General features: G+C 38.3%; 15 protein-coding genes and 1 tRNA gene. 8 read left to right on the forward strand and 8 right to left on the reverse strand.

The genetic code is table 11. The features are described from left to right. Positions 1 to 59: 59 nt before the first annotated feature. On the forward strand, positions 60 to 1,064 hold the full coding sequence (locus tag KCTC52924_RS18725) for a glycosyltransferase family 2 protein (RefSeq protein ID WP_251807891.1): 1,005 nt from the start codon (positions 60 to 62) through the stop codon (positions 1,062 to 1,064). Positions 1,065 to 1,162: 98 nt separating this feature from the next. Continuing rightward, positions 1,163 to 2,011, forward strand: coding sequence for an OmpA family protein (locus tag KCTC52924_RS18730; RefSeq protein WP_251807892.1), 849 nt, complete (start codon positions 1,163 to 1,165; stop codon positions 2,009 to 2,011). A gap of 215 nt (positions 2,012 to 2,226) precedes the next feature. On the opposite strand, the gene KCTC52924_RS18735 is transcribed toward KCTC52924_RS18730, so the two are convergent. After that, positions 2,227 to 2,847: an L-threonylcarbamoyladenylate synthase gene (locus tag KCTC52924_RS18735; RefSeq protein WP_251807893.1), complete on the reverse strand. Its 621-nt coding sequence runs from the start codon at positions 2,845 to 2,847 to the stop codon at positions 2,227 to 2,229. A gap of 46 nt (positions 2,848 to 2,893) precedes the next feature. Between KCTC52924_RS18735 and KCTC52924_RS18740 the strand changes: the two genes are divergently transcribed. After that, complete coding sequence (locus KCTC52924_RS18740) at positions 2,894 to 3,739, forward strand: alpha/beta hydrolase (protein ID WP_251807894.1); 846 nt, start codon at positions 2,894 to 2,896, stop codon at positions 3,737 to 3,739. Between the two features lie 36 nt (positions 3,740 to 3,775). On the opposite strand, the gene KCTC52924_RS18745 is transcribed toward KCTC52924_RS18740, so the two are convergent. Continuing rightward, positions 3,776 to 6,097 carry an ATP-dependent helicase gene (locus KCTC52924_RS18745; RefSeq protein ID WP_251807895.1) on the reverse strand — a complete coding sequence of 774 codons (2,322 nt, stop codon included), beginning with the start codon at positions 6,095 to 6,097 and terminating at the stop codon, positions 3,776 to 3,778. Between the two features lie 325 nt (positions 6,098 to 6,422). Here KCTC52924_RS18745 and KCTC52924_RS18750 point away from each other — a divergent pair, with 325 nt between their 5' ends. The 3 genes from KCTC52924_RS18750 to KCTC52924_RS18760 all read left to right on the forward strand — a co-directional run bounded on the left by KCTC52924_RS18750 (position 6,423) and on the right by KCTC52924_RS18760 (position 9,409). After that, complete coding sequence (locus KCTC52924_RS18750) at positions 6,423 to 7,697, forward strand: amidohydrolase (RefSeq protein WP_251807896.1); 1,275 nt, start codon at positions 6,423 to 6,425, stop codon at positions 7,695 to 7,697. A gap of 232 nt (positions 7,698 to 7,929) precedes the next feature. Further along, positions 7,930 to 8,742 (forward strand): OmpA family protein, encoded by an 813-nt coding sequence (locus KCTC52924_RS18755; RefSeq protein WP_251807897.1) that lies wholly within the window; start codon positions 7,930 to 7,932, stop codon positions 8,740 to 8,742. Between the two features lie 148 nt (positions 8,743 to 8,890). Next, positions 8,891 to 9,409 (forward strand): hypothetical protein, encoded by a 519-nt coding sequence (locus KCTC52924_RS18760; RefSeq protein ID WP_251807898.1) that lies wholly within the window; start codon positions 8,891 to 8,893, stop codon positions 9,407 to 9,409. A 305-nt stretch (positions 9,410 to 9,714) separates the two neighbouring features. On the opposite strand, the gene KCTC52924_RS18765 is transcribed toward KCTC52924_RS18760, so the two are convergent. Genes KCTC52924_RS18765 through KCTC52924_RS18775 form a run of 3 tightly spaced genes read right to left on the reverse strand, consistent with a single transcriptional unit; the run spans position 9,715 to position 13,618 of the window. Next, a complete protein-coding gene (locus KCTC52924_RS18765) occupies positions 9,715 to 10,629 on the reverse strand; it encodes a patatin family protein (protein ID WP_251807899.1) in 915 nt (304 codons plus the stop codon). Continuing rightward, the gene (locus tag KCTC52924_RS18770; protein ID WP_251807900.1) at positions 10,626 to 11,537 is read right to left on the reverse strand and encodes a patatin family protein; all 912 of its coding nucleotides are present in this window, start codon (positions 11,535 to 11,537) and stop codon (positions 10,626 to 10,628) included. Before KCTC52924_RS18770 ends, KCTC52924_RS18765 begins: the two co-directional genes overlap by 4 nt. Further along, positions 11,534 to 13,618: a M1 family metallopeptidase gene (locus KCTC52924_RS18775; protein WP_251807901.1), complete on the reverse strand. Its 2,085-nt coding sequence runs from the start codon at positions 13,616 to 13,618 to the stop codon at positions 11,534 to 11,536. The genes KCTC52924_RS18770 and KCTC52924_RS18775 overlap by 4 nt, the downstream gene beginning before the upstream one ends. A gap of 147 nt (positions 13,619 to 13,765) precedes the next feature. Between KCTC52924_RS18775 and recG the strand changes: the two genes are divergently transcribed. Continuing rightward, complete coding sequence (gene recG, locus KCTC52924_RS18780; RefSeq protein WP_251807902.1) at positions 13,766 to 15,865, forward strand: ATP-dependent DNA helicase RecG; 2,100 nt, start codon at positions 13,766 to 13,768, stop codon at positions 15,863 to 15,865. 63 nt (positions 15,866 to 15,928) lie between these two features. On the opposite strand, the gene KCTC52924_RS18785 is transcribed toward recG, so the two are convergent. Further along, positions 15,929 to 16,004, reverse strand: a tRNA-His gene (locus KCTC52924_RS18785). Positions 16,005 to 16,272: 268 nt separating this feature from the next. Between KCTC52924_RS18785 and KCTC52924_RS18790 the strand changes: the two genes are divergently transcribed. Beyond that, the gene (locus tag KCTC52924_RS18790) at positions 16,273 to 18,330 is read left to right on the forward strand and encodes a tetratricopeptide repeat-containing sensor histidine kinase (protein ID WP_251807903.1); all 2,058 of its coding nucleotides are present in this window, start codon (positions 16,273 to 16,275) and stop codon (positions 18,328 to 18,330) included. On the opposite strand, the gene bshB1 is transcribed toward KCTC52924_RS18790, so the two are convergent. Together bshB1 and KCTC52924_RS18800 are read right to left on the reverse strand one after the other, a co-directional pair. Further along, complete coding sequence (gene bshB1 / locus KCTC52924_RS18795) at positions 18,327 to 19,043, reverse strand: bacillithiol biosynthesis deacetylase BshB1 (protein WP_251807904.1); 717 nt, start codon at positions 19,041 to 19,043, stop codon at positions 18,327 to 18,329. The two genes, KCTC52924_RS18790 and bshB1, sit on opposite strands and share 4 nt — an antisense overlap. A 109-nt stretch (positions 19,044 to 19,152) precedes the next feature. After that, on the reverse strand, positions 19,153 to 20,325 hold the full coding sequence (locus tag KCTC52924_RS18800) for a PLP-dependent aspartate aminotransferase family protein (RefSeq protein ID WP_251807905.1): 1,173 nt from the start codon (positions 20,323 to 20,325) through the stop codon (positions 19,153 to 19,155). Between the last annotated feature and the right edge of the window lie 56 nt (positions 20,326 to 20,381).

Genomic DNA, 20,381 nt, shown 5'->3' on the forward strand with positions numbered 1-20,381 from the left:
TCCCTTAAATAATTTTTCTTTAATATAAAAACCCCAAAATTAACGTTGGGAATCCACAAATGTTGAAAATTGCAGTAGTAATACTTAATTGGAATGGTGAAGCGCTTTTAGAGAAGTTTCTCCCCTCCGTGACGGCTTTCTCGAAGGAAGCTGATATTTATGTAGCGGACAACGCCTCTACAGACAATTCCATCGCCTTCCTTAAGAAACAGTATCCAGAGATCAAAATCATTCAGAATAGCAGCAACGGTGGCTATGCCAAAGGTTATAATGATGCCTTACCACAAATAAAGGCCGATGTTTATTGTTTACTGAATTCGGACGTAGAAGTAACTCAAGATTGGTTGTCGCCTATCACCGAAGAATTTTTAAATAATTCGAAAGCAGCCATTATACAACCAAAAATATTGGATTATAAGAATAAAACCCATTTTGAATACGCTGGGGCTGCAGGAGGGTTTATAGATAAATTTGGATATCCCTTTTGCAGGGGACGTATTTTTCAGGAATTGGAACAAGATTTGGGCCAGTACAATGACAAAAAGGAGATTTTTTGGGCCACTGGCGCATGTATGTTTATAAAAAGTGATGTTTTTCACCAACTTCAAGGTTTTGATGAGGATTATTTTGCCCACCAGGAAGAAATAGATCTGTGTTGGAGAGCAAAAAACAATGGTTATCATGTCTATTATGTGGGGAGTTCAAAAATTTATCACCTAGGAGGATCCACTTTGAGCAATATGGATCCTAAAAAGACCTTTTTAAATTTTAGAAATTCTTTGTTCTCTATACTCAAAAACCTTCCGCCCAAAAAAGGGATTCCGATATTAGGTTTACGATTATTCTTGGATGGAGTTGCCGGTGTCCGTTTTGTTTTTCAAGGTAAGCCTCAGCACTGTTGGGCAATTTTACGAGCACATTTAAGTTTTTACAAGCACTTCAACACCATGTTCAAGAAACGGGAAAAACGAAATTTCATGGGCACCTATTACACTACAAAGTCAATTGTATGGTCCCATTTCGTACATAATGTAAGAAAATTTAACATTTTAATAAAAAATTAACTAATTAAGGCTATTATATGTGAGCATTTTATATATTTTTGGCAGCAATCTATTACCTTGCACAAATTATAGAACAATAATTAATTATTAGAATAACTATGAGAAAAATTATTTTAGGTTGTTTAGGAGCAACCCTATTATTATCCTCCTGTGTGTCGCAAAAAAAGTATGCAAATTTAGAGGCTAAAGCCAAAGAAACACAAGATTTGCTGAATTCCGCCACTGTTAAATTAAACACTTGTTTAGAGGATAAGGCCGCGGCCACATCCAAGATGCAGACTTTAGAAGATCAAAACAAATTCTTAAAGTCAAATAATCAAGATTTAATTAACAACATGGGCAACCTTACTACCCTTACTAGTAAAGGAGCCGACAATTTAGAGAAATCTTTAGAAAGTCTTAAAGAAAGAGACCTTACCATTAGAAAACTTAGCGACGCTATTACAAGAAGAGATTCTGTAAACCTGTCCTTAGTTCAAAGTTTAAAAGGTGTTCTTGGAAACTTGGATGATGAAGACATCGAAATTAGCGTTGAAAAAGGAGTTGTTTTTGTTTCTATTTCCGATAAATTATTATTTAGAAGTGGTAGCTATACAGTAACCAATAAAGCTAAGGATGTATTGGGTAAAGTTGCTCAGGTAGTCAACAACAAACCAGATTTCGAATTTATGGTTGAAGGTCACACTGATCCACTTTCGTACAGAAGCGGTGTATTGTTGGACAACTGGGATTTGAGTGTTAAACGCGCTACTTCTGTTGTTCGTATCCTACAGAACGATTACAACGTAGATCCAAAGCGTATGACTGCTGCAGGTAGATCTCAATATGTTCCTGTATCAGATACTGATAGAGCTAAGAACAGAAGAACTCGTATCGTAGTACTTCCAAAAATTGATCAGTTCTACAGCATGATCGAAGAAGGAATGAAAGATCCTAAAATTAACTAAGGGATACTTCTTATAAATTTTAAAAGCGACCAAATTGGTCGCTTTTTTTTTGTGGTAAACTTTAAATTTTAATGCTTAGAACTAATAATTTTAAGCAGAGTTTTAGAGGAAGATCAAGCTTAATAGATCAATTTAAGTGAAGTAATGGAATAATTCAAAACTCTTCGTCACGTAAATCCTAGTTTCCTAAAAACAGGAAATACGTACTATGACGCTTAAAAAATATCTAGACTCCCCTTCCCTTCCCTTACAATTATAGGTTCGTCCTCGGAGAGGTCTATAACCGTAGAACCAACGTTATCCCCATATCCACCATCTATTACAACATCGACAAGGTTTTTCCATTTCTCATAGATCAATTCTGGATCGGTGGTATATTCCAATACGGTATCCTCATCCCTTATCGAGGTTGAGATTATAGGATTTCCCAAGACCTCCACCAATGATCGGGCAATAGAATTGTCGGGGACCCTTATACCCACCGTTTTCTTCTTTTTAAACTCTTTTGGTAGGTTATTGTTCCCTGGGAGTATAAAGGTATAAGGACCAGGTAAAGCCCTCTTAAGGATCTTGAAAGTTGCTGAATCAATTTGACGAACATAGTCAGACAAGTTACTCAGATCCGCACAAATAAAGGACCAATTTGCCTTGGCCAATTTCACCCCCTTGATCCTAGCAATTTTTTCCAACGCTTTGGTATTGGTAATATCACAACCCAAACCATATACCGTATCTGTCGGGTAGATTATCAATCCACCTTTGCGTAAAATATTGACCACCTTGTTAATTTCCTTAGGATTAGGATTTTCCGGATAAATTTTAATAAATTCAGACATAGTATTCGTTCAAAATAAACGTTATCAATTTAAGAAATAATTTTTCATGTATAAGCTACCACATATTCTACTTCTCGGCTTCCTTTTTTTTTGCATCACTTCCTGTTCGGAAGATGCAATTACGTCTGACATTACCTCATTGGAAGCCAAAAACATCATCAATTTGGAATACGGTACCGATTCACATCAAAAATATGACATTTATCTTCCAAAAAATAGAACTAAGGACACTAAAGTACTGATTTTGATACATGGAGGTGGATGGAACAAAGGTGATAAGTCGGAAATGGATGCCTTTAAAGATTTTATTCGGGAACAACTCCCGGAAATAGCGGTTGTGAATATGAACTATAGGCTAGCCGATGTTAACACCCCTCCATATCCCATGCAAATAAATGATATAGATAGAGTGGTAAACGAATTGCGCAATAGGGTACAGGAATTTCAAATATCTCCCGAGATTGGGTTTATTGGCGCCAGTGCCGGTGCACATCTTTCCTTATTATGGAGCTACGCCCATGATACAAAGAAACAAGTAAAGATGGTCTGCAGTATTGTAGGGCCAACCAATTTGCTAGACGAGTCATATGTAAATACAACCGATCAAGAACTAAGAGAACTTTTAGATCAATTTGGAAGTGACCCAGCTGTATTGGAAGCGGTGAGTCCTATATACCAAGTAACCTCAACTTCCCCTGCAACCATATTGTTTTATGGAGCGCAAGACCCCTTAATTCCCAATTCCCAAGGAATAGACCTAAGGGACAAATTAAAGGAATTAAACGTAACCCACGAATTTACCCTATACCCTAATGGTGGTCATGGTTGGATTGGGTTGGATCTTTTGGATACCTCTATTAAATTAAAGGCCTTTATACAAAATCACCTATAGTTTAACTGTGACCTAAATACTAACTTATAAAAAAGATTAGAGTACCTCTAACTTGGCAAAGCGGAGCAACAACTTCTTAATATCGCCTTTATCGAATTTTATCTCCGCTTTTTTATCATTTCCTACACCTTCTATTTTTATCACTTGGCCCCTACCAAATCTAGTGTGGTTTACTAAAGAACCCTCGGATAGGTTGGGGTCTACCGAATTGGTGTTGCCTACAGGAACGCCTAGTTCGGGCTTCAACTTACGCAGCTTGCGCAATTGGTTTTCATTAGGGGAATTGCCACTTGGTGGTGTCCCTTTCATAGGCTTTATCTGGCGCAACCTACTTTTATCCATATCGCCAAAAATGTCTACATCTATTAAAGGCGTATACCTGTGACTTTTTATAGGAGTTAAATTTTCTATATATTTCTCGTCTATTTCCTCTATAAATCTACTAGGTTCTGCATCTACTAATTTCCCCCATCGGTACCGGGTTTGAGCAAAGGTTAAATAGGCTTGTTTCTCCGCCCGTGTCAAAGCAACATAAAACAATCTTCTTTCTTCTTCCAGTTCATTTCTAGTACTCATACTCATGGCAGAAGGAAATAGATCCTCTTCCATTCCTACGACATACACATAAGGAAACTCCAATCCTTTGGCCAAATGAATGGTCATTAAGGCTACCCGATCATCATCACCAGTATCTTTGTCCAAATCTGTAGCCAGGGCCACATCTTCCAAAAATTCCCCTATATCTGCTTTGGCATCGGCCAACTCCCTTTGTCCCTCAACAAAGTCTTTTATCCCGTTCAGCAGCTCCTCTATATTTTCCATTTTGCCAATTCCCTCTGGCGTACCGTCCTTTTTAAACTCTAACAGCACCCCTGTTTTTTTGGCAACATGTTCTGACAGGACAAAAGCATCTGCACTTTCGTTCATAATCTGAAAACTTTTGATCATGGTCACGAAATCGCCCAATTTTCTTTTTGTTCCAGAATTTATTTTTAGGTCTATACGGTCCAAATTCTCTATAACCTCAAAAATTGATCGGTTATAATGGTTAGCGGCCACGGTTAGTTTATCCATGGTACTCTGTCCTATTCCTCTAGCAGGAAAGTTTATGATACGCTTAAGCGCCTCCTCGTCCTTAGGGTTAATCACCAATCTTAAATAGGAAAGTACATCTTTTATTTCCTTCCGTTGGTAAAATGATAGTCCGCCATAAATCCTATAGGGAATATCCCGTTTACGCAACGCATCCTCAATGGCCCTAGATTGCGAGTTAGTCCTGTAGAGTACCGCAAAATTACCATTGGGTAACTGCTCTTGCATTTTGTGTTCAAAAATTGAGCCGGCCACAAACCTACCCTCTTCCGCATCGGTTGGACTCTGGTGGACTTTGATCATTGGACCATCCTCATTAGAGGTCCAAACCACCTTCTCCAATTGGTTCTTATTGTTTGCAATTATGGAGTTGGCTGCATTTACAATATTCCGAGTAGACCTGTAATTCTGTTCCAAACGGTACATACCTACATTGTCATAATCCTTCTGAAAGTTTAGGATATTACTGATATTAGCCCCCCTAAACGAATAAATACTCTGAGCATCATCCCCTACCACACAAATATTCTGGAATTTGTCGGACAGTGCCTTGACGATTAAATATTGGGAATGGTTGGTATCCTGATACTCATCTACCAAAATATACCTGAATCTATTCTGGTATTTGGACAATACTTCAGGAAAACGGGTAAGCAACTCATTGGTACGCAACAATAAATCATCAAAATCCATTGCCCCAGCCTTAAAGCATCGATCCACATAATTCTGGTATATCTCACCCATTCGCGGTTTTTTGGCCATGGCATCGGCCTCTAAAAGGTCGGGGTTGTTATAATATGCCTTTACGGTAATAAGACTGTTTTTATAGGACGATATCCTGTTCTGTACCTGTTTGTATTTATAGATATCCTTATCCAGCCCCATTTCCTTTATTATCGCTGAAAGGAGTCGCTGAGAATCTTGAGTATCGTAAATCGTAAAATTACTCGGGTATCCCAACTTGTCCCCATCAAAACGTAAAAGCTTAGCAAAGACGGAGTGGAAGGTTCCCATCATCAAATTTTTGGCCTCTGAGGATCCTACAATATCGGAAATACGCTTCTTCATTTCCCGTGCTGCCTTATTGGTAAAGGTCAGTGATAAGATATTAAAGGCATCTACCCCCTTACTCATAAGATAGGCAATACGATAGGTCAGCACCCTAGTCTTTCCCGAACCAGCGCCGGCAATCACCATTAAGGGACCGTCTTTGTGAAGGACGGGAGCCTTTTGGGCCTCATTTAACTCATTTATATAATTCTCCAAGTGTCTATTAGATTTAAATCTTTAGGATCGGTGAATTTAACCATAAATAGCCTTATCCAAAAATGGAAGTTCCAATAATTATGAACACCCCAACCAAATCCTAATGCTAATTTGAATATATTTATGGAATAATAAACTTTTTTAAAAGCTCTTCCTTGTTTAACCCTGTGCTGTGCAAATGACTAAATTCTAAACTAACCTTGGTACAAGATAAATTTATTGGGCATAATATTCTGGGAATACGCATCTCGTTATCTGCTGAGACATCTTTATTCCACACTCAGTTGAATGCCGATGGACTTTTTAATTTTTAAAACAACCAACTATGAAACATTTAATTATTGTAATAATACTCCTAAGCTGCTATAGTATAACGGCCCAAAAATATAAACTGGAAAAGCAATATAACGATATTGAACAACAAGTAATTGACTGGAGACGCGATTTTCATCAGCATCCAGAACTCTCCAACAGGGAGTTTAAAACAGCAGAGAAAATTGCAACGCACCTTCGTTCTTTAGGGATAGAGGTACAAACAGGGGTTGCCAAAACCGGGGTTGTTGGCGTGCTCAAGGGAAACAAAGCTGGAAAGGTAATCGCACTACGGGCAGATATAGATGCCTTGCCCGTGGTAGAACGGAACGATCTGCCTTTCAAATCTACAGTGGTGTCGGAGTTTCTAGGGCAAGAAGTGGGGGTTATGCATGCTTGCGGTCATGATACCCATACCGCAATCCTAATGGGTGTCGCTGAGATTTTATCTAAGAACAGAGACAAGATAAAGGGTACAGTAAAGTTTATCTTTCAACCCGCGGAAGAAGGTCCTCCACCAGGAGAGGAAGGTGGCGCCCTGTTAATGGTGAAGGAAGGGGTGCTTAAAAATCCTGATGTTGACGCCATTTTTGGCTTGCATATAAATTCCCAGACGCCGGTCGGGGTTATCCGATATAAATCTGGAGGGACTATGGCAGCAGCACAAAGTTTTGAAATTAAGGTAAAAGGAAAACAGAGCCATGGTTCCCAACCATGGTCGGGAGTAGACCCAATATTAATAAGCGCCAAGATTATTGATGGGCTTCAGACCATTATAAGCAGAGAGGCACAACTTACTAATGAAGCTGCTGTAATTACCGTGGGTAAAATAACTTCGGGAGTGCGATTCAATATTATACCTGAAACTGCAGAAATGATAGGTACTATAAGAACTTTGGACTACGACATGCAAGAAATGATTAATCGCAGAATGAAAGAAATGGTCCCTACAATTGCCAAGGCCTACGGAGGGGAGGCCACTATTGAAATTAAAAATGCTACTGAAATTACTTACAACGATCCAGAATTGGTTGACAAGATGTTGCCCACCCTCATTAGGGTAGCGGGCAATTCTAACGTACAGACTCAAAAGGCCGTTACTGGAGCCGAGGACTTCTCCTATTATCAGAGGGAAGTGCCAGGTTTCTTTTTCTTTTTGGGAGGCATGACGCCAGGTAGCGAAGAATCCTTTCCTCACCATACGCCAGATTTTAAGATAGACGATAGTGGATTGCTGTTGGGAGTACAAGCCATGACCGAAATGAGCCTTGACTTTTTAAATAAATAGGTGGAATTATACACCGGGAATGTAAAGGAATATCATTTGGCAAATTCCCAAGCGCTGTTATAGTTTGCCACTAATAGTTCAAAGTGCCATCATACTAAATATGGATAGAAAACCAAAACGGCTGGCACCTTATGGACCGTTTCAAATTAACCCTTAATATGTAAAGTATTTGGTTAAATTTGCGCCATTCAGTAAAATGAAATCAAGTTAATTATTAAATTAAATAGTATAAATGAGAAAGAAATTAATTACCGTATTAGTCTTATTAATGACCATTTCTATTTCGCATGCCCAAAGCAAAAAAGAACTAGTTCAGGAAATTGAAGATTTAGAATCGCGATTACGCTCCACTGAAACTGCATTGTCCGAGGTAAAGCGACAAGAAAGGATCAATTCTACCAAGGTAGAATCTTATGAAGTCCAAGTAGAAGAAATGAAAGAAACCAATAGCATTCTCCTACAAAATTTGAACAATTTCACGGAAGCCTCCACTAGAAGATCAGATAATATTAACAGTACTTTGGCCAATATACAAGAAAAAGAAGGACAATTGAGGGTAATTAGAGAGGCCCTGAGCAGTAGGGATTCCGTTACCCTGGCAGTCTTAACCGTTTTTAAGCAAAACTTAGGTCCAGACCCCAAAATTACGGTTAGCGATGGTGCCATTACCGTGGTTTTGGATAATAGTTTCCTTTTTGGTGAGCAAACAAAAAGTGCAAAAATAACGGACTCTGGAGAGGCAATAATAAGTAAAATTGCCAACATTTTAAAAGCTCATCCAACTATGGATATAGAAATTGTCAGCAATAGTAACCTGGTGAATTCTGCGGATAAGAAGAACAATAATTGGCAAATAGGTACCCAACAGGCTTCTACCGTTGCCAATCTTTTAGAGGGCAAATATCAAGTGGAACCAAAAAGGATTAGAGCCACTGGCAAATCAGAACTGGGAATGTACACTATTGAGACCGCTACGGAAATTATTGTGCAGCCAAAATTTTATGAGTTTTATAAAATGGTTAGAGATAATCTGAAAAACCCATAATTTTTCCTTTGGAGGTTCTATAAAGTTTAGGACGTTTAAAATTTACTCTGAAAATCTAAATTTCGGCCCGCAAAAAAATTGAGCGGGCCATAATTTTTTTCGCATTAGTCCGTTTAATCAACTACAAACCATAACCTTTAATACAATTATGACTGGTGATGAAATTTTTCAACTCTTTGCATATCTGTTGCCTGCAGTGGTAACCGGTGTTGTGGCATTTTATTTTTTTAGACTACATACCAGAAACGAGGAAGGCAGAAGAAGGTATTTATTACATAAGGATTCTCAAAAAAACACGCTTCCCATACGGTTACAAGCCTATGAAAGAATGGCGTTGTTTTTGGAAAGGATTTCCATTCCAAGTTTAGTGGTCCGTGTCGGCCCAAAGTCTACCAACAAAAACGAATATGAAAATTTGCTGATCAAAAGTATAGAAAACGAGTTTGATCATAACCTTTCCCAGCAAATCTACATGACGGATGATTGCTGGAACATTATAAAGGCAGCTAAAAGTGCTACCATTCAAATAATACGCAAAGCGGGAATGAGCGAATCCGAAACTTCCGATAAATTTAGGGAAGACATCCTAAATGCAAGCTTAGATAAAGCTTCGCCATCCGCTACAGCATTGTCTTATGTGAAAAAGGAAATTGGAGATCTTTGGTAATACAGCCAGTCAATTGGGTTATCTTAAATCAAATAAAACCAATCGTACTTTTATTCCACTTACCAAAGAATAGTCGCAATCAAGTCTAAATGATCCTCGATATTTTTGTTTAATTGGATCATTTGAATCCTTGAAATAGGGCTGAAATTAATTTCTGTTTAGGGATAGATTAAAATGATTTAATTCGCTGTAATCTGTTCTTTCTCCAGCGCCTATAGGGCGATAAAACACGATAATTTAGACCTATCAGCCATTATAACTGTTTTAATACCCTAGAGCCACAACGCTTTTCAGAAAGGTATCCTTTATTCTTGTTCTGTTAGACTGGGATCAGGGGTGCTAGAAAATTTATCTTCTGCGTAGCTATAGCCTTGTTGCCACCATTTGGTCATTAATTTTTTATTAAAGATCAGAGAATTCTCGGTTAGCCTAGTAGGTGTATAATATAAATTTAATTTTACCCCTCGATGTTTTGCGGCCAATACCCCCTCGGAAATATCGTGGGATTCTATTTGATCCAATACGAATCCGTAAATACTCAGCATTAAGGAAAACGGGTTTTTACCAAGTACCTTATTGTGTTCCATATTTTCAGATTCCAAAATAATGGCATCGATCTCGGTTGCGCCACGTCTTATGGCCTCCCTTATCGGCACAACACAGCCTAAGCCACCATCGCCATATTCAAATCCATCCTTTTTCACCAAGGACATAAAGGGAATATAGTTACAGGATATCCAAATCCAATCACAGAATTCGGCATAGGTAAAATCTTTAATTGATTTATATTCTACCTTATTTTTGGAAAGGTTGGAAACTGTGACCACCACTTCCTTCCCCGTTCTTTTAATAGCGTCGAATTCCTGCAACGAAAAATTTTTTTTGATGGTCCTACGCAAGGCCTTGCTTTCCCCAAAAGTTCTCCTTTTTTTTACAAATTGAAGGAGAGAGGTGAGATAGTTTATGGCTACATATTCCCTACCTTCCTTTTTACGGACTACAAAAGGATTAAGGCTGAAGATGGCATGCTGGTTTACATTGGTATAAAGGGCGTGAAGTTTTTCGATCTTATTCAAGGCCAATTGAGGAATCAACAAACTTCCAGTAGAGGTGCCTACCAAAATATCATATTCCCGTTTCTCCACTTCCATTAAGTATTGCGCCACTCCCCCGGCAAAGGCACCTTTACTGCCACCTCCGCTAATTACCAATGCCCTCATACTATTGCTGTTTCTATTTGGTTGGTTTCAGAATTTTTGTATTTGGCAAAATTAAAGCCACTTTCCCACCAAAGGGACATTTTTTCTTTTTCAAAAATAAGGGAATTGGTTGTTAGCACCGTTGGAGTGTAATAAAAATTAATAATAGCATTGTTATGGCTAGCGGAAAACTTGCCTATTCTAATATTCTGATTTTCTATTCTATCTAACATAAAAGCAAACATATTGGTGAGCAATGAAAATACATTTTTGGAAGGCATTCTATTGAGTTGGGTCACTTCGGTCTGAAGAATAATGGCGTCCACCACCTTTGCGCCCCTTTTTATCGCCTCTTCTATGGGCACCATGCTACCCAGCCCCCCATCGGCATATTCGCAGCCATTCCGCTTTACTAGACTCATAAATGGCGTGTAATTACAGGAAATCCAAATCCAATCACAAAATTCCACATAGGTACAATCCTTAATCGATTTGTATTCTACCTGATTTAAAGAAAGATTGGAAACGGTTACCACAATATCTTCCGCATCATGTTTTAATTGTTCAAATTCTTTTTCGGAAATCGTGTTTTTGATCAACTGTAGCAAATTATGGCTTTCACCAAAGGTTTTACTTCCACTAAAAAAATTCCTTAGTACGTTTATATGGTGGATCCCAATAGTCTCAATACCATGTTTTTTAGTGATAACAAAGGGACAATTGCTGAAAATCTGCTTTTGATCCACTGAGGTATATACCTGCTTTATCTTTTCAATTTTACCGAGTGCCAGATGTGAAATTAAAAGACTACCCGTAGAGGTACCTAGAAAGAGATCATATTTGTGGTTCATTTCCTGTATAAGATATTGCGCCACGCCACCCGCAAAAGCACCTTTACTGCCACCCCCTGAAATTACCATTGCCCTCATTCTGCCTTCAATTTGTTATTCATATAACGCAATTCCTCGCCTTTTAGTTTTACTTTTAAATTTTCCATTCTATCCCTTATGCTGTGCTCTTTTATAAGCTGATCGACCAAGCTTCGTGAATATTGTTTAAATTGCCAAGAATGGTGTTGTGTTGCTTCAATCAGATCCAATAGGTTTTTATCAGAAAGACCAATTACCTCTTGCAACATTCCAAAAGCTTTCTGTCTTACCTCAAAAGAATAACTAGAATCGGTATAACCACTGAGTTCCTTATAATAATCTTCTTTCTTTTGAGACTCATAATCCTTGGTCAACAATGCTAAAGTCAACCATAATATCCGAACATTTTTATCGGGAAAACCAATTATATTCTTGGTCTCCTCTAAGTATTGAAGTCTACCATCTGGGAAATATATCCATAATTTGTACAATATGTGCTCTAAAGTAAGGTAACTTTCATCTTTGAGCATCGATTCAAACTCATGCTTTAATCCTATTGGGATTTGCACAATTGAGGTTGCAATAGCCTGACGTACACTTAGATCCTTGGTCTTAAAGGCCTTTCTTATAAAATCTTCGGACAACGACTTATAATAAGTCGTTATTAGCTTAGCTTTTAACGGCATCGATTTTGATTGCTCAAAATATTTCCAAATAACATGCTCCTTTTCCTTTTTTGTGGTGATCAATTCTTCCTGAAGTTTAAAAAGCTGTTCTAGATCTTTAGATTCGGCAATCAAGATATCTTTGGCCTCCAGAAATGGGAATAGTGTTCCATTTAGCCACTTTTTTTTAAAAACGTTAAGATCAGACTCGCCAGCCAGCTCCATTTCGTGTAAAAACTCGTCAATTCCCGCATTTCCGAATTTATATTTTTCCAAATATCGCACAATACCAGCTTTGTATACGGAATCGCCTATTTGACGCCGTAAAACATGCAGTGCCCAGGCTCCTTTTTCATAAAAAGTTAGGCTACTCGCCTTGGGGTCTGTTAAGGCCTCTCCCCCATTATTGTTGGAGGCTTCATTTAATCTTAGAGCGGAATCATATAGTTTCCAATAATAATACGCCTCCCCAAAAATATTTTTTTCTGCCAAAAGCGCATAGTAAGTGGCAAAACCCTCATGCAACCAATGCGCATGACCATCAGTTTGTGTTACCAGATTTCCAAACCATTGGTGCGCCATTTCATGGGCATTGACATTTACATAGTTCCTATCCTTAAAAGCAATAGAATCCACCATAAAATTGTCGGAAAAAATAGTGGTTCCCGTATTTTCCATTCCAGCATAAAGGAAGTCGCGAACCGGCACCTGATCATATTTTAACCAGGGGTAAGCCACTCCGATCTCCTGCTCCAAAAACTCAAAAATCTCCTGGGTATACCTATAGGTGGGTTCAATGAATAAGGAATCTTTTGGATAATAATATAGGTGAAGGGGTACTCCCCTATCTGAAGAAAGTTGTTTTTTAGTATACTTCCCTATTGCAAAAGCCAAGAGATAGCTACTCATTGGGCGTTCCATATTAAAAACCCATTGCTTTAACTCTCCCGTTTCCTTGGTATCAACCAACTCTCCATTGGCGATTACCTCATAATTTTTATCGAAGCTAATGTTTAAATCAAATTCTACCTTTTCCCGCATATCGTCAAAACTGGGGAGCCAATGGCTAGTGTATTTCCCCTGGCCCTGGGTCCAAACCTGATTAATAGTAGATAAACTATCCCAACCTATAAAATAAATCGTTTGTTTTGGTTTAGCAGTATAGCTAATATTCAAGGTATAGTCTCTGTTTTTACGGAATCTATTGTAGACGGTTACGGTTTTACCGTTGTTGCGAAATGTAACATTTTTAGTATTGAGGAGAACGGTTTCAATTTCCAGATTTTGAGCATCCAAAAAAACAGTGTCTAAATTTTGTAGGATTTTTAACCTATAAGTCACCCTCCCTTTTAAGGTCTTCTTTGGAGCATCTACAAAAATTTCCACCTTCCCGTGGGTGAAAATCACCTTATCTTGATGTTGTGCGGCAAGGCCGGAAACCAGCATCAAGAAAAGGATTATTACTAGTTGTTTCATAGGTATTGACAAATGTCTTATCAAATTTAGCATTTTAGTTTTTTGCAGGTAGATAACGTAAGTCCTATTTTAGTACCACAAATGAACATTTCGGGATTATTCCCAGCAGGCATTAATCAGCACCGGCAAATTAATTATCTTAAGCGAATGAACCCCAGCATACTACAATCACCAATAGCCTACCTGAAGGGTGTGGGACCCAACAGGGCCGAAACACTAAAGTCGGAGCTTGGAATAGAAACCTGCCAAGACTTATTACATTTATTTCCCAATAGGTATATCGACAAAACACAATACTACAAAATAAATCAACTACAAAGAACCAGTGCTGATGTTCAAATAATAGGAAAGATTGTCAACATTAAGACCGTAGAACAAAAAAGAGGAAAGCGTTTGGTTGCCAAATTTACTGATGGCCAAGGGGAAATAGAACTAGTATGGTTCCGCGGACAAAAATGGATCCGGGAGAATCTTAAATTAAATGTACCCTACGTAATATTTGGCAAGACAAATTGGTTTAATGGTATCTTTTCCATGCCACATCCAGATATGGAATTGTTAGAAGAACATGAAAAGGGACTAAAAATTGGCATGCAGCCAGTATATCCATCCACAGAAAAATTATCCAACAAAGGAATTACAAATAGAGTAGTAGGGAAACTTGTGCAACAATTATTTATTGAGACCAATGGCAGGTTTTCAGAGACCCTTTCCCAGGGAATTTTAAGCGAGTTGAATCTATTGCCAAAGAAGGATGCACTTTTCAATATTCATTTTCCGAAAAATCAAGACCTTCTGGCGAAGGCACAATTTCGATTAAAATTTGAGGAGCTGTTCTATATACAGTTACAGCTTATTTCAAAAAACCTACTCCATAAGCAACGGATAAAAGGATATTCTTTTAATGAAGTGGGAAAATTATTCAATGAATTTTACAAAAACCATCTTCCATTTGACCTTACCAATGCCCAAAAAAGGGTCATCAAGGAAATACGGGCCGATCTTGGCAGCAATGCTCAAATGAATCGATTATTGCAGGGCGATGTAGGTTCGGGAAAAACAATAGTAGCTTTAATGACCATGTTGTTAGCCATTGACAACGGCTTTCAGGCGTGTTTGATGGCTCCTACTGAAATATTAGCAAATCAACATTACACTGGAATAAAGGAACTTTTAAATGATATTGGAGTAAATATTGCCCTACTTACTGGTTCGGTTAAGAAAAAGGACCGTAAAATAATCCATGAGCAGTTAGAGAATGGGGATCTGCATATTTTGATAGGCACACATGCCTTACTGGAAGATAAGGTTCAATATAAAAATTTAGGGTTGGCCATTGTAGACGAACAACATCGGTTTGGGGTTGCCCAACGTGCCAGATTATGGCACAAGAACGATATTCCTCCTCATATTTTGGTGATGACTGCTACCCCCATTCCGAGAACGTTGGCTATGAGTTTGTACGGTGATTTGGATATTTCCACTATAGACGAACTTCCCCCAGGTAGGAAAACAATCAAAACCGTGCACCGATACGATTCCAACCGATTAAAGGTATTCCAATTTATAAAGGACGAAATTGGAAAAGGACGCCAAATTTACATAGTATATCCATTGATACAGGAATCTGAAGCCTTGGATTACAAGGATTTAATGGATGGATACGAAAGTATTTCAAGGGATTTTCCGATGCCAGAGTTTCAAATTTCTATAGTCCACGGCAAAATGAAACCCGTTGACAAAGATTATGAAATGAATCGATTTGTGAGAGGCGAAACGCAAATAATGGTTGCGACAACGGTCATAGAAGTGGGTGTAAATGTCCCAAATGCTTCTGTTATGATTATAGAAAGCGCGGAAAGATTTGGGCTCTCCCAGCTCCACCAGTTGAGGGGAAGGGTAGGTCGCGGTGCAGATCAAAGTTTTTGTATTTTAATGACTAGCCACAAACTTTCTTCAGATTCCAAAACACGACTGGAAACCATGGTCAGGACCGCAGATGGATTCGAAATTGCCGAAGTTGATTTGAAACTCCGTGGACCGGGAGATTTAATGGGAACGCAGCAGAGTGGGGTATTGAATTTAAAAATCGCAGATATTATAAAGGATAATGACATATTAAAGACGGCTAGATATTACGCCCTTAAACTTTTAAAGGAAGATATTCAACTGGAACAGCATCCAGTTATACGCCAAACCTATGCCCAGATCGTAAAGCATAAGAACATTTGGAATTATATTAGCTAAAAAAAGCACTTCATATAAACCCACAAAAAAAGCCTTATCCGTAAAGATAAGGCTTGTATTTCTGGGTGGAAGACCGGGTTCGAACCGGCGACCTCTGGAACCACAATCCAGCGCTCTAACCAACTGAGCTACAACCACCATTTGTAAACGGTGGCAAAGATAAAATTTTAGTTCCATCAAGCAAAATAAAATTGACCTTATTTTTAATTATACTTTACAATCTTTCATTTAGGGACAAACTTGGTCAAATTTTCCTGAAATCTTCGATGTAAAGGCCGTTTTTAAGGCTGAAACAACTAAATTACCTACTTTCACAACAATAGTTAGTTTTTCATTAACAAGGATTATAATTTTATAAATCGCAATGACAACATATAATGCGTAATGTTGAATCATATTTTATAATTATGTGGTGGGATTTAAGATATTATATAGTAATAATTTTCTTTCTTTTTCTAGGGCTATCCACTTTTGCCCAGGAAAAGTCAGTACCTTTCTTGGTTAATGAAATAAAGGAAATAAGAAAAGGTACAAAAATCGTAACTGACGAAAATTCTTATATTCAACTCTTAAACGATTTAGCTGCTAAATTGCGCTTTATTAATTCGGACAGCCTCTTATTATTATCCAAAGAGGCACAGCTGTTAAGCGAAAAACTAAACAACCGGGAAGAAGAGAGTGAGGCCTTAAAAAATTTAGGAGACTACTATTCCGATCAAGGAGAGCATATCAATGCAATAGAATTATACCATCAGTCCCTGGTATTGGCTAAAACCCTTCAAAATACAGACCTGATTCTTAGAACCGCGAATAACCTGGCCTCCGAACACGTGTACGTAGGTAACTACTCCTTAGCTTTAAAAGGGTATTTAGAAAATATTGAATTGGCACAGACCCATGGTAACAAATCAATGGAGGCTATCCTCAATGAAAATATAGCCAATATATATGTGTCCCAAAAGGACTATAAACAGGCTATTTACTTCTATGAAAAGGTAGAAGAAATTAACGATAACATAGGCGATGACCTCTCCTCCGCTCAGACCATGAGCAATTTGGCAATTACCTATACGGAAATGCATGATTTTAAATCTGCCCTTACCAACGTTAACAAGAGCATAGATATTTTCAAAAATAATGAATTATGGGATTGGCTTGCCCATTCTTATATGGTAAAAGGTAAAATATACCTAATGAAAAAGAACCATTCGCTAGCACTCTATTGGTATGACGAAAGCAAGTTATTACATGAGCATCTTCAGGATGAAAGAGGAATCATTGAGTTATACAATGGCATGGCTGAAGCAAATTTTGCACTTAAGAACGACAGTGTGGCATTGGAGTACGCGCTAAAATCCTTCGGTATTGCCTCTAAAATAAAATCGATGGATGGTATGAAGTTCGGGTCTCAAACACTGTATAAAATATACAAGCAAGAGGAAGACCATGCTATGGCCTTAAAATACCATGAGATTTTTCAAAAAATATCGGACACCTTATTCAAGGATGAGAACAGAAACAGCCTTACCTTATTAAAAACGGAAATTGACCATAAAAATCAGCAGGAGGCCCTGATAGTAGAAAATAAAAAAGCATTGGCCAAACAGCAAAATTATATATATATATCCCTACTGGTAATAACAATAATGGCGATTGTTGGATTTTTTGTTGCTAGGGCAGAGAAAATTCAGAAAAAATTAAACCTAGATCTTAAGAAGCAAAAGAAAGATTTAGAACAAAATAAGCTAGAATTGCAGCTTTCCAATGAAACAAAGAATAAACTATTTTCCATCATTGCCCACGACCTACGCGGCCCTATAGGCGCTTTAGAAACCGTATTAAAAATGTTAAACCGAGGTGATATGGACAGTTCCGAGTTTATGGCATTTGTTCCAAAGCTAAAAAATGATGTCAACAATATATCCTTCACCCTAAACAATCTCCTTAGTTGGGGTCGGTCGCAACTGAATGTATCCACCACCATCCCATCCAATGTGGTATTATCTAATCTTGTGCAGGCTAATATAAATCTATTAAACGAGCTTATAAGCTCAAAGAAGATCAAAGTAGAGAATTTAGTTTCCGATGACACTTGTATCAAGGCCGATGAAAATCAATTGGATATTGTATTGCGCAACCTATTGAGCAATGCCATTAAATTTACGCCCTACAATGGAAGTATCACCTTTGGCGCCAAGGAAAAGGATGGATATATAGAAGTCTATATTAAAGATACTGGTCAAGGCATACCTCCAAATATTCAAAAGAAGATACTACAGGAAAATACCAATTATTCCACCTATGGTACCAATAACGAAAAAGGTACCGGATTAGGATTACCACTATGTAAGGAAATGGTAAAAAATAACGGTGGAAGACTATGGGTACAAAGCAAAATCAACAAAGGATCTACCTTTTATTTCACCGTTCCCAAAGGAAAACGGCAACGTAAAAAGTCGGCTTAAATAAGGCTGCCCAAGTCTTTTACGGCTATATATCTTTCTGTAGTAAAGCCTTCCCCATATTCCACACCTACCAAGCGGCCTAGATCCTGTGCCCTATACAATACACTATCGGTAAAGTTTTTACTACTGATTGGCGTTTCGGGCTCCTTGCTTTTAGCATCGTAAAACTGGGAGCTGTAGGCCATTATCGCACGGGTTTTCACCTCCATAAAATTAGACACATCTACAATAAAATCGGGTTTAAGGTCTTTCCATTGAATATAATGATACACCACTTTTGGGCGCCATGCGTCTTGCCCCTCCCCTTCCAGTTTGGTCTCTATTTTCATCAATCCGCTTAAAAAACAGGCGTCACTTACCAATTTACTTCCTTTGGCATGATCAATATGCCTATCTTCTATAGCATTGCACAATACGGTATCTGGGCGGTATTTACGGATCATTTCAACAACCTTAAGCTGATGTTCCTTATCATTAACAAAAAATCCATCGGCAAAACCAAGGTTTTCGCGCACACTTACTCCCAATATTTTAGCTGAAGCTACAGCTTCCCTATCCCTGATTTCCGCTGAGCCGCGCGTACCCAGCTCCCCACGGGTTAAATCTACAATGCCTACTTTTTTACCATTTGCAACTTCTTTTGCTATGGTAGCTCCTGCACCTAATTCCGCATCGTCCGGATGTGCCCCGAACACTAATATGTCTAATTTCATCAATTCTTTTTACAAAGCCATTTATGGACCCCTAACTTGTTATCCATTTAAACTTTAAATTAATTATTATTATTCCTCCCCCTCAAGTAAAAGACATCTGCCTATATATTTAAATCGACAGCTTAATGGCTTCTTTAACTTTTCTTAAGGCTTGCTCAATATCATGTATCAAATCTTCGGTTTCCTCAATTCCTACTGAAAATCGAATCAGTCCATCTGCAATACCTTGCCTTTTGCGTTCTTCCGCACTTAGTAGAGAATGTGAGGTGAGTGTTGGAGACAAGGTGGTGCTTTCCACACCAGCAAGACTCATGGAAGGTTTTATCAACTCTAAGGATTTTTGAAATTTTGAAGCGTCAAATTTAGGTTTCAGCTCAAAGGAAAGCATCCCTCCAAAACCTTTCATTTGAGACTTGGCAATTTCATGGTCTGGATGAGACGGTAGACCAGGGTAGTACACCGCATCAATATCTTCGTTGCTTAATAGATATTCAGCCATCCGTTGCGCATTTTGGTTCTGTGCCCTTACCCTGATTCCCATGGTTTTAATACTTCTTTCCAACAACCAAACCGTATAATCACTTAGACTACCTCCTAGATTTTTGGCCAGATGGAAGATCTGCTGCATATTTTCTTCCGAAGAAGCGACCGCCCCTGCGCATATATCCGAATGTCCGCCCATATATTTAGTAGCACTGTGGATGACCACATCAATACCAAAATCCAGCGGATTCTGATTAACTGGACTTGCAAAAGTATTGTCTATCATAGACACAATTCCGTGCTTTTTAGAGATCTCCGCAACAGCCTTTAGATCCGTAATGGTCAATAAGGGATTGGATGGAGTCTCTATATAGATGACCTTGGTGTTGTTTTGGATTTTTTCTTCAAAATCCGTTGCATGTAAGCCGTCTGTAAAAGAATAGGAAATACCAAATTTCTCAAATTCTTCCGTCACCAAATTGTAGGTGCCTCCATATAAAGTTTTTTGCAATACAATATGATCTCCAGCCCTCAAAAAGGCCAAAAGTGAGGTGCTGATCGCAGCCATACCGCTACCGAATATAAGGGCAGCTTCTGCATGTTCTAGCGCAGCAATCTTTATTGCCAGTCCCACTTGATTGGGGGTATTGAAATACCTAGGGTAACGTTTTACATCCACATCTTCAAATGCGTAAGATGTACTCATATATAGGGGTGAAATGGCACCCTTATACGTTTTGTCCTCCAATTCACCAGTATGGGTGCATACCGTGTTTAAACCTTTCTTATTTTGAGCCATGTTTTCGATTTTATGTAACGGACTAAGGTCGCTAAAGTTACAAAAATAGCTGGGAT

This window comes from Arenibacter antarcticus, from assembly GCF_041320605.1.
GTDB lineage: Bacteria > Bacteroidota > Bacteroidia > Flavobacteriales > Flavobacteriaceae > Arenibacter > Arenibacter antarcticus.